This is a genomic window from Streptomyces sp. NPDC059832 (genome assembly GCF_042731715.1).
GTDB lineage: Bacteria > Actinomycetota > Actinomycetes > Streptomycetales > Streptomycetaceae > Streptomyces.
In genome coordinates this window covers 1-9812 of the sequence record NZ_JBHWIY010000028.1, presented here as the reverse complement: position 1 = coordinate 9812, position 9812 = coordinate 1, and the positions used below count along the sequence as shown (strand labels likewise).

Here is a 9812-nt window from a genome sequence, read left to right as displayed (position 1 = left end):
GGGGAGAGGGGGGTGGACTCTGCGGGGTGCTGTGACGGGCGACGGCGGGTCGATCGCTGTGACGCCCACCCACCCCCCGCTGTCCCCGCCGCTGTGGGAACCAGCCGGGGCCCCACCACGGTGGGGGTGAACGAGCGCACCGTGCTGCCGGTGGCGTCCGCCTCGAAGCTGCTGCTGCTCGCCGAGGTCGCGCACCGGCTGGACACCGGGGAACTGCCCGCCGGCCGTGTCGTGGAGGTCCTCGACGAGGACATGGCGGAGGGCACCGGTCTGCTGCGCCGGCTGAGCGGGCGCGGCTGGACCGTCGAGGACCTGGCCTGGCTGACCGCCTCGGTGAGCGACAACACCGCGACCAACGCGCTGTTGCGTCTCGTGGGGCGCGAGTCCACGGCCCGGCTCGCACAGGAGCTCGGGCTCGATCACCTCACGCTGCACGACAAGGTCCGCGACGTCCGGGGCCCGGATGTGCCGTCCGTCTTCGCCACCGGCACCGCACGGGACCTGGCGCGGCTGGTGACACACGCGGTGCGCGGCACCATGAGCGGCCCGGCGGCCTCCGCCCGGCTGCTGCGCTGGATGCGTGCCAACACCGACCACGGCCTGGTCCCCGCACTGGTCGACCACGACCCGTACGAACCGGGCTTTCCCGAGCGGCTGTGCGACGGGCTTCTGGTGGCCAACAAGACCGGCACCGACACCGGGGTCCGTGCCGACGCCGGTGTCATCATCGGCAGGCGCCGGCTGGCATACGCGGTGGTGGCGCACTGGGACACGGCACTGGGACCGAGCACCGAGCGGGCCGCCGTGCACGCCATTCGGGACGTGGGGCGGACCCTCGCGGCCTGTGCCGGGCGCCGGACCGCCGACTGAGGCACGGGCACCGGCACCGAAGGGGCGTGACCGGTACGCCGGTCACGCCCACTGCACCTCCAGCAGCGACCTGATCTCCTCGGCGGCCGAGCGCAGTTCCGCGAGGAAGATCTGCAGCAGCGGGTTGCGGTTGGTGGACCGGGTGGCGACCCCGATGCGCCGGTGCAGGCGGGGGTGGTCCAGTCGGCAGACATGCACGCCGGTGGTGTCGCCGAGCCCGAGGGCCGGGACGAGTGCGATGCCCATGCCCGCGCGAGCCAGGTTGATCGTGACCTGGTAATGATCGCTGCGGCAGCGGACCCGGGGGCGGAAGCCCTCTGCCGCGCACGCGCGTTCCAGAACCGGTTCGCCGGTGTGGCCGCCGTGCGTACCGATCCAGCTCTCCCCCTCCAGGGCGGCGAGCCGGACCGTGGCGTGCCGCCCGAGGCGGTGCCGCAGGGGCAGGACCACCAGCTGCGGCTCGTCGAAGAACATCTCCACGTCCACGGTCGCCTGTCGGCACCAGGGGTCCAGCGGATGCTCGAAGACGACAGCGGCATCGAGCCGGCCCGCCTCCAGGTCGGGCACCAGCTCGTGCGGCTGCCCGAGGATCAGTTCCAGCTCGACCTGCGGCCGGTTCGCCGCGAACCCCGACAGCGCCCGGGGCAGCAGTTCCAGGCCCGAGGACGCGAAGAAGCCCAGCCGCAGGACGCCGGCCTCGCCCCCGGAGTGCGCCCGCAGGTCGTCCTGGGCGACGGCCATCAGGTCGGCGACCGCCTGCGCGTGCTCGGCCAGTCGCACCCCGGCCGCGGTCAGCCGCAGGCTCTGCGGCTGACGTTCCACCAACGCCACTCCGATCTCCTGCTCCAGCCGGGCGAGCTGATGCGAGATCGCGGAGGGGCTCAGATGCAGCGCCTGGGCCGCGGCCACGATGGTGCCGGTACGGGCTATCTCCAGCAGGACGAGCAGTCGGGCACTGTTCAGCATCGGGTCAGGTTAGGCCGTGCCGACGCGCTGCGCCGCTCCGGTGCCGGACCGTACCTTCTCCGTCGGCTCCGGGAACCCGGCGGGCTCGTCCACGTCGAGGCGCAGCAGGTCCTCCTCGGTCTCCCGGCGCACCACGGTGCGGGCGCGGCCGTCGCGTACGAAGACGACGGCGGGGCGCGGCAGCTTGTTGTAGTTGGAGGCCATGGCATATCCGTAGGCGCCGGTGACCGGCGTGGCCAGGAGGTCGTCCACCGCGAGGTCGGCGGGCAGGGCGGCGTCGTCGACGATCACGTCACCGCTCTCGCAGTGCTTGCCGACCAGCCGTGCCCGCATGGGCCGGGGGGCGCGCGGGCTGCGCGGCAGGAACACCTCGTAGCGGCTGCCGTACAGAGCGGGGCGCAGGTTGTCGCTCATCCCGCCGTCCACGCCGACGTACGTCCGCACGCCCTCGATCCGCTTGATCGTGCCCACCCGGTAGAGGGTCAGCCCGGCGCGGGCGGCGATGGAACGGCCGGGCTCCACGGTGACCGAGGAGCCCCAGCCCGCGTCGCGTACCGCGGTCCGTACCCGGGCCGCCCATTCGGCGAACGACGGTGGGGTCTGTCCCGCCTCGTACGCGACGCCGAGGCCGCCGCCGACCGTGAGCCGGTGCATCCGTGAGTCGGCGGCGAACCGGGCGACGGCCGCGGCGCCGGCCGCGAGCTCTGCCGTGTCCAGCACCTGCGAGCCCACATGCGCGTGGACGCCTTCCAGGATCATCGCGGGGGAACCGGCGGCCCGGCGCACGGCGGCCGCCGCGGTTCCGCCGGCGAGGCCGAAGCCGAACTTCGAGTCGTTGCCACCGGTCCGGATCGCCTCGTGCGCGCCGGCGGCCACTCCGGGCGCCACCCGCAGCTGGATCCGGGCGGGCGGCAGGTGTTCCTCGGCGTGCAGGCGCTCGATGCGGTCCATCTCGTCGAAGCTGTCGACCACCAGGTGCCGCACCCGGGCGGACATGGCCGTGCGCAGTTCCGTCCCGTCCTTGTTGTTGCCGTGCAGGACGATCCGATCGGCGGGCACCCCGGCGTGCAGCGCGACCCGCAGCTCGCCGCCGGAGGCGACATCGAGCAACAGCCCCTCCTCGTGGGCCAGCCGGGCCATGGCCGTGCACAGGAACGCCTTGGAGGCGTAGGCGACGTTGTCCCGGCCGAAGGCGGCGACCGCTTCCCGGCAGCGCCGGCGCAGATGCTCCTCGTCGTACACGAAGAGAGGTGTTCCGAAACGCCGTGCCAGTTCGGTGAGCAGGACGCCACCGACGGCCAGCCCTTCCTGACGTACTTCGGACGTGCCGGGCAGCAGGCCCGATTCGATGGCTGACGTCATGCGTTCCTCCCCGGAAGCCGGCTCGCAGCCATCCTGCGGCCTGCACTGGGGATCATAAAAGCGCATTCTTCTATGGCTGAGCCTCACGGATTTCGATGCTCGCGCCGTACACCGATGCCGGTACACCGGCACCGGTACGAGGCAGTCGGTGCGCATCCGTGTCGCCTCCGCCGGTTCCCGTGGAGGGCACGGTGCCGCACCATGTTCCGGGCAAGCCCCGTATCCCTTCGTCGGACGAGGTCACCCTTGAGAAGCCTCAGATCCTGGATCGTCGTCTGCTCGTCCGCTCTCGCCGTACTGGTCACTGTGCCGAGCCCGGTCACGGCAATGAGCCCCCCTGCCGGTGACGCGGCAGCCGTCTCCCGCGACAGGCCCGCCTTCGACTCCGGGCCGGCCGAGGCGGCGCTGCGGCGCCTGCTCCCGCACCACGCCGGGCAGTTCGACCTCGTGCCTGCGGGCCGCCCCGCATCCGGCGACTACTTCACCGTCTCCGGCACGACGGGCCGGGTCCGCATCCGGGGCACCAGCCCCGCCGTGCTGCTCAGCGGCGTCGACCACTACCTCAAGTACACGGCCCGGGTGGACATCGGCTGGCCCGGTGACAGCACATCGAAGCTTCCGAAGAAGCTCCCGGCGCCCCTCGGCACGGAGCGCCGGGACGCCTCGGTACCGCACCGGTTCGCCCTCAACGACACGGACGACGGCTATTCGGGGGCGTACCGGGACTGGGCCTCGTACGAGAAGCAGATCGACGTCCTCGCGCTGCACGGCGTCAACGAAGTGTTCGTGCAGATGGGCGCGGATGCCGTGTACTACGACACCTTCCAGGAGTTCGGGTACACGAAGAGGGAGCTCACTTCCTGGATTCCGGGCCCCGCGCACCAACCGTGGTGGCTGATGCAGAACATGTCCGGATTCGGCGGCCCGGTCAGCGAGAAGACGCTGGACCGGCGTGCCGCGCTCGGCCGAAAGATCGCCGATCGGCTGCGCCGCCTCGGCATGACGCCGGTCCTGCCCGGCTACTACGGCACGGTGCCGCCCGGGTTCACCGACAGGAACCCTGCCGGCCCCGTGGTCCCGCAGGGCGACTGGGTCGGCTTCGAACGCCCGGACTGGCTGGATCCGCGCAGCGAACTGTTCCCGAAGGTGGCGGAGGTGTTCTACCGCCGTCAGCACGAGCTGTTCGGTGACTCGGCCATGTACAAGATGGATCTGCTGCACGAGGGCGGCACTCCGGGCAACGTGCCGGTCGAGGACGCCGCCAAGGCCGTCATGGACGCTCTGCAGAGAGCGCATCCTGGCTCGACCTGGGTGCTGCTCGGCTGGCAGAGCAACCCGTCCACGCAGCTCATCGACGCGGTGGACAAGAGCAGGCTGTTCATCGTCGACGGGTTGGCCGACCGCTACACCGGCCTGGACCGCGAGGCCGCATGGCATGGCGCGCCCTACGCCTTCGGGACCATCCCCAACTTCGGCGGCCACACCACGATCGGCGCCAACACCGCCGTCTGGACAGCCCGGTTCGACGAGTGGCGCACGAAGCCGGACAGCGCGCTCCGGGGCATCGCCTATCTCCCGGAAGGCACTGGCGGCAACCCGGCCGCGTACGAGCTCTTCACCGAACTTGCCTGGCACACGGAACGGTTGGACCACTCCGCCTGGTTCGCCGCCTACGCCGAGCGACGCTACGGAGGCGCCGACCCACATGCGGCCAGGGCCTGGGAACTCCTGCGCACCGGCCCGTACAGCACCTCGTCCGGCACCTGGAGCGAGTCCCAGGACAGCCTCTTCACCGCACGCCCCGGGCTGACTGTCGACACATCGGCCAGTTGGAGCCCGCCCGCCATGCGGTACGACGCGTCGACGGTTCGGAAGGCACTGGCGGAGCTGCTCCAAGTCGCCCCCGCGCTGCGGACGTCGGATGCGTACCGCTTCGATGTGGTGGACGTGGCCCGGCAGGCCCTGGCCAACCGCAGCCGTACGCTGCTGCCGCAGATCAGGGCCGCGTACGAGGGGAAGGCTCTCGCCCTCTTCCGGCAGCGGGCCGCGGAGTGGAAGCGGGACCTCGCCCTGCTGGACCGGCTGCTGGCCACCGACCGGCGGTTCATGCTGGGGCCCTGGCTGAAGGACTCCAGGTCCTGGGGCAGCACCGATGCCGAGCGGTCCGCCGCCGAGTTCGACGCCCGTTCGATCCTCACCACCTGGGGTCATCGCTCCGGCAGCGAGTCCGGTGGACTGCGCGATTACGCGAACCGCGAATGGTCGGGGCTGATCCGCGACTTCTACGCCGATCGGTGGACGCTCTATCTCGACTCCCTCGACACGGCCCTGGTCACCGGGCAGCCGCCGGCCGCCATCGACTGGTTCGAGCGGGACAACGCCTGGAACCTGGAGCGCAAGAGCTATCCGGTGGAGCCCACGGGCGACCCGGTGGCGCTGGCCGAAACCGTACGGGCATCGCTGCCGGTACCGGAAGCCCGCCCTGCCTGAGACGAACGGACTGACCGCGGTGCTCGACGGCGGTCCCGCACGCGGGCTGCGCATGCGGGTCACGAGTCGGCCCGCGGTCATCCAGATCACCTGGCCGTGCGAGGCCGAGGCCCCGCCGGAGGACATGTGCGCCGATGCGCTGTACGTCAACCGGCTCGGGCTCCGGGCGCAGGACGAACCGCTGCGCTACGGATTCGACGGGGCCGGCCCCCGGAGGGGGCCGACCCCGCAACGACAGGGGGCAAGTTCCTGCCCAGGGGCCGCACTCGGCCCGAGGCTCGTACGCTGCGGGCGCGCCGGGCTACGGCTCGTGCGCTCCTGGCGTGCGTCCTGCCGGAGCAGCCCGGCGCGGCGTCCGTTGTCATACCCCTGTGCCAGGCTTCTTCGTGAACGCCCGAGAGGGCACCCCGGCCTCGGGGACCCGCAGGAGATCCGGGCCCAGTTGAGTACGCTCGTCTCCCGGCCGTCCGTGGACCCCTGGGTGCTGTTCGACGCCGACGAGATGTCCCTGCCGACCGCCGATTTCCTGGCGGCCTGCGGCCGGCACTATCGCGATGTCGGCGCGGCACCCGCCGTCCTCGACATCGAATCGGACTGCTACCCGGTGGTGTGTCTGCGCGCCGCGCAGGCCGAGGAGTTGACGGCACTCGCCGGCCGTGCAGGGTTCACCGCTCGGAGTCTGGGGGCTGAAGGCGGTGCCGTAACCCATAGTGGATGGGGGGGATGACGCTGCGGGCCCGTACGGACTACGCACTCCCTTATCGGGCATGGTCCGATGCCGGCAGAATTTCCTGAAGGACAAGGGCGGTGGAGCCCTGCGCGGTGCAGGCACACTCCCCCGCCACGGCTCCCAGGCGGGCGCATTCCAGTGGATCCCGGCCGGTGAGTCTCCGTGCGGGAAGCCACGGACGTACGCGCCCACCGCGTCGAGGAGGACGAGGTCGGAGCGGAGGGCGAACTCCCGGTGCCGGCCTGCCGGTCCGCCCCAGTCGTGCAGGTCCGCTAGGCGGTCCCGTCCACCCAGGTATGGGCCCATGCCTGGAGTTCCGGATCAGCCAGAGTGCGCAGCCACAGGTCGGCCTGGTCAGCCCCTTCATCGGCCGGTCGAGGTCCCACGCCGAGCACGCGCATGCCTGCTCTCCGGGCCGACTCGACGCCGGTGACCGAGTCCTCCACAGCCAGCGCGTCCTCCGGCTGCACGCCGCACAGGCGGACCGCGGTGGCGTAGACGTCGGGTTGGGGTTTCGGCAACAGCCCGTCGCCCGCGACGACGACATGGGCGAAGTAGCCGAGCAGGCCGACCCTGGCAAGGCTGGACTCGACCACGTCCAACGGGCAGTTGCTGGCGACCGCGAGCGGGAGATGGCGGGCGGCGAGGCGGACCAGCGCCGCCGCACCCGGCATGGTCACGGGGTCTTCGGCAACGAGCGCCATGAAGTGTCTCAGGAGCGCAATCGTCATGTCGTCGGCGAGTTGTGGCTTCCCGGTCTCTCTGGCCATGAGGGCGCCGCACTCGGTGTAGTGCACGCCCTTCGCCCGCTCGGCGAAGCCAGGACGGGGCTTCAGCCCGAACTCTCCGAAGACCCGGCTGCGCGCGTCCTGCCAGTGTCGTTCGGTATCCATCAGGGTTCCATCGCAGTCGAAGACGATGGCAGCCGGGGACCAGGTGAAGATGCGACGAGGTGTCATTTGCCTGCCGTTCTCGAAGAGCGCGCCGCCCCGCGTCGTCAGTGCTCGCAGTAAGAAGCAGGGGGACTGCGGAGAGGCCCGCTCGGCCGCAGAAGGTGCGCTGTCGAACGAGCCCCGCTCGACCACGCGTGAAGGCCGATGCTTCGCCTCCGGGTCCTCCAGCGATGGACATCGTCCGGTCTTCTCCGGATGACCCCAGAAACATCGTGATGACTACGTTAATTTCCCAGCCGAGAGGGCGCAATCATCATTTCGAGTGTTTGACGGCACGCTGATTAACAAGTACTCGCGAAGCGCGCGCGACAACCGGCGACGGGCGAATGAGAAACCTTCACCCCTCCAACTCCGTTGGATACAAGGTGACTTGGCGACGGATACCGAACCTCGGAGACCGGTGAGCGCGCTCGACGGCACCGGCGAAGCGCGAATTTCCGCCATTGGCCGGACCCACGTACGACCCAAGAACAATAATAATCTCCACGCATTAACGGCACGGAGCGCCGTCAGTGCGCCACGGCGCACGACTTTCCCGGATCAAAAAATGGGCACGGGCGAACGAAGGCGGAACACGCATGCAGGACAGGGCACGCGCGACCCGAAGGTCACTGCTGGAAGCCGCAGCACACCTTTTCGTTGAACAAGGGTACGCACGGACAAGCATCAATGAGATCAGCGACCTTTCGGGGCGTACCAGCGGAGCCGTCTACTTCCACTACTCCAGCAAGGAGAAACTCGCCCTGGCGGTCGTACGCGAACAGTTCGCAGCCTGGCCGCTGTTGGCCGACCGCTACGCCGCCCCCGGGATCCCGCCGCTGGAGAAGCTGGTCGCCCTCAGCTTCGATATCGCCAAGGCACTGCGCGACGACGTCATGGCACGGGCCGGCGCGCGTCTGTGGGCTGAGCGCCGCACCATCGACGTCGCCATACCCACGCCCTTCGCCGTCTGGACGGCTGCCGTCACGCGCCTTCTGGCCGAGGCGCGCGCCGAGGGCGAACTGGCCGACGAGGTCGAGCCGTCGGGCACCGCCACGACCTTGGTGTGCGCGTTCTTCGGGCTGTACGACCTCACCGAGGAGATGGCGGAGCATGAGGACCTCTCCGACCGGCTGCACCGGTGGTGGCTGCTGATCCTCAAGGCGTTGCAAGCACGCCCCGAGCCTGCCGCCCTGGTAGCGCGGGCCTGGGCGCACCACGGGTCGACGCCCCGCAATTCGGCGTAGGGCACGGCACGTCCGGGAGTTCCTGCGAGGGCAGGAACGACGGGGGCAGGAACTGCGGGGCGCCCGACGCGCGCATGCCACAGGTGACCCGGTTGAGGTCCTGGTTTGCTGAGCACGGCATTGCTGAGCACGGCATTGCTCAGCCGCGGGTCCTGCCACTGAGACCACTGCTTGACGGCAGTCATCCATCCCGCCATACCGTTCACCTGCGTGGCCATGTCCCTACGATCGCCGCGCGGGACGGTCGGGGTGTGCGAATTTCGCACCGATCCTCGCACCGATGAGGCACGGAGCCCCGGACGCCACGGTGGCGGGGCGACGCCACCACCGGGCTCGATCTCGAACGGCCATGACCGCCGACTGGCCGAACGGGACCTGGATGCTCTCCCGGCGCGCCGGGCGCACTCTGCGGCGTCGGCTCGCGAAACCAGCCGGAACGAGATGCCTGCATGGTGGAGGTCCTGCACCGATCGGTCGACAGGACGGCGCGCTCGCCGAGATCGAAGGCATCCTCGCGCGCTCGCGCCCACGTTCTGCCGTAAGCAGCGGTACCGGCACAGCCGCCGGCCTCGTTTCGGAAGAGTCGGCCATCCGGCGCTCGACCATCCGGCGCCATGCCGAACCGGTCGATGTGCTCGCGCAGCATGTTGACGAACAACGCTGGCACGGGGACGGGACGTGTGGCGGCAGCGGTGGTTCGTCGACCGCGGTCCGCGCCGGCAGCAGGCCGGACAGCGGGTGCTTCGCCCACTGTGCGGAGGCCGCGATGACCAGGCGTTTGCCGTCCGCCCGGCACGATCGCTTCGTGATGCGTCAGCCGCACTATGACACCAGCGGGTGAACGGTCTCGGAGCATGACCACGATCACTCCGCTGGCGCGCGGGCGCACAGCACTGATCGAGTGACATCAGATGGCTGCGGCCGCGCGTGCCACCGCGCCCCCACCGAGAAGCGCGCGAATGTCGCTCTGCCGCCTCACAGCTGCGATTCCCCGGATGTCGTCACCGTCCGCGCCCCGGCGCAGCTCCGCCCGGATCAGGTACGCACCACTCGCATGCAGTACGTCGAGACGCATGCGCAGTTCATCGCCGTCCCGTCAGGCAGGATCATGGAGTTCCTGAGGGCTGTCCCGTAATCCCTGGTGGGTCGGCGTGCGGCGTCGGATGCGGTGCATCGCAAGGCGGAGGGACGCCCGAATACTGGATGTATTCGGGC

9 protein-coding genes are annotated in these 9812 nt (G+C 70.4%); 5 read left to right on the top strand and 4 right to left on the bottom strand.

What is annotated here, in order from left to right; all coding sequences use genetic code 11:
- The first annotated feature begins 126 nt into the window (after positions 1-126).
- Positions 127-870, top strand: a complete 744-nt coding sequence (locus tag ACFV8T_RS34210) for a serine hydrolase (RefSeq protein ID WP_385335195.1) — start codon at positions 127-129, stop codon at positions 868-870.
- A 42-nt stretch (positions 871-912) separates the two neighbouring features.
- Here ACFV8T_RS34210 and ACFV8T_RS34205 read toward each other — a convergent pair whose 3' ends face one another.
- Both ACFV8T_RS34205 and lysA read right to left on the bottom strand, forming a co-directional pair.
- Positions 913-1836 carry a LysR family transcriptional regulator gene (locus tag ACFV8T_RS34205; protein ID WP_385335193.1) on the bottom strand — a complete coding sequence of 308 codons (924 nt, stop codon included), beginning with the start codon at positions 1834-1836 and terminating at the stop codon, positions 913-915.
- Between the two features lie 9 nt (positions 1837-1845).
- Entirely contained in the window at positions 1846-3198 is a 1353-nt protein-coding gene (gene lysA, locus ACFV8T_RS34200; protein ID WP_385335191.1) for a diaminopimelate decarboxylase, read from the bottom strand.
- 246 nt (positions 3199-3444) lie between these two features.
- Here lysA and ACFV8T_RS34195 point away from each other — a divergent pair, with 246 nt between their 5' ends.
- A complete protein-coding gene (locus ACFV8T_RS34195; RefSeq protein WP_385335189.1) occupies positions 3445-5688 on the top strand; it encodes an alpha-N-acetylglucosaminidase in 2244 nt (747 codons plus the stop codon).
- 442 nt (positions 5689-6130) lie between these two features.
- Positions 6131-6415 (top strand): hypothetical protein, encoded by a 285-nt coding sequence (locus ACFV8T_RS34190; RefSeq protein WP_385335187.1) that lies wholly within the window; start codon positions 6131-6133, stop codon positions 6413-6415.
- Positions 6416-6690: 275 nt separating this feature from the next.
- Here the strand turns inward: ACFV8T_RS34190 and ACFV8T_RS34185 are convergent, their stop codons facing one another.
- Positions 6691-7377 carry an HAD family hydrolase gene (locus ACFV8T_RS34185; protein WP_385335185.1) on the bottom strand — a complete coding sequence of 229 codons (687 nt, stop codon included), beginning with the start codon at positions 7375-7377 and terminating at the stop codon, positions 6691-6693.
- 572 nt (positions 7378-7949) lie between these two features.
- On the opposite strand from ACFV8T_RS34185, the gene ACFV8T_RS34180 reads away from it, so the two are divergent.
- Both ACFV8T_RS34180 and ACFV8T_RS34175 read left to right on the top strand, forming a co-directional pair.
- Positions 7950-8597 carry a ScbR family autoregulator-binding transcription factor gene (locus tag ACFV8T_RS34180; protein WP_385335183.1) on the top strand — a complete coding sequence of 216 codons (648 nt, stop codon included), beginning with the start codon at positions 7950-7952 and terminating at the stop codon, positions 8595-8597.
- Positions 8598-8946: 349 nt separating this feature from the next.
- The gene (locus tag ACFV8T_RS34175) at positions 8947-9438 is read left to right on the top strand and encodes a hypothetical protein (protein ID WP_385335181.1); all 492 of its coding nucleotides are present in this window, start codon (positions 8947-8949) and stop codon (positions 9436-9438) included.
- 66 nt (positions 9439-9504) lie between these two features.
- On the opposite strand, the gene ACFV8T_RS34170 is transcribed toward ACFV8T_RS34175, so the two are convergent.
- Positions 9505-9672 (bottom strand): hypothetical protein, encoded by a 168-nt coding sequence (locus tag ACFV8T_RS34170; protein WP_385335179.1) that lies wholly within the window; start codon positions 9670-9672, stop codon positions 9505-9507.
- Positions 9673-9812 lie beyond the last annotated feature (140 nt).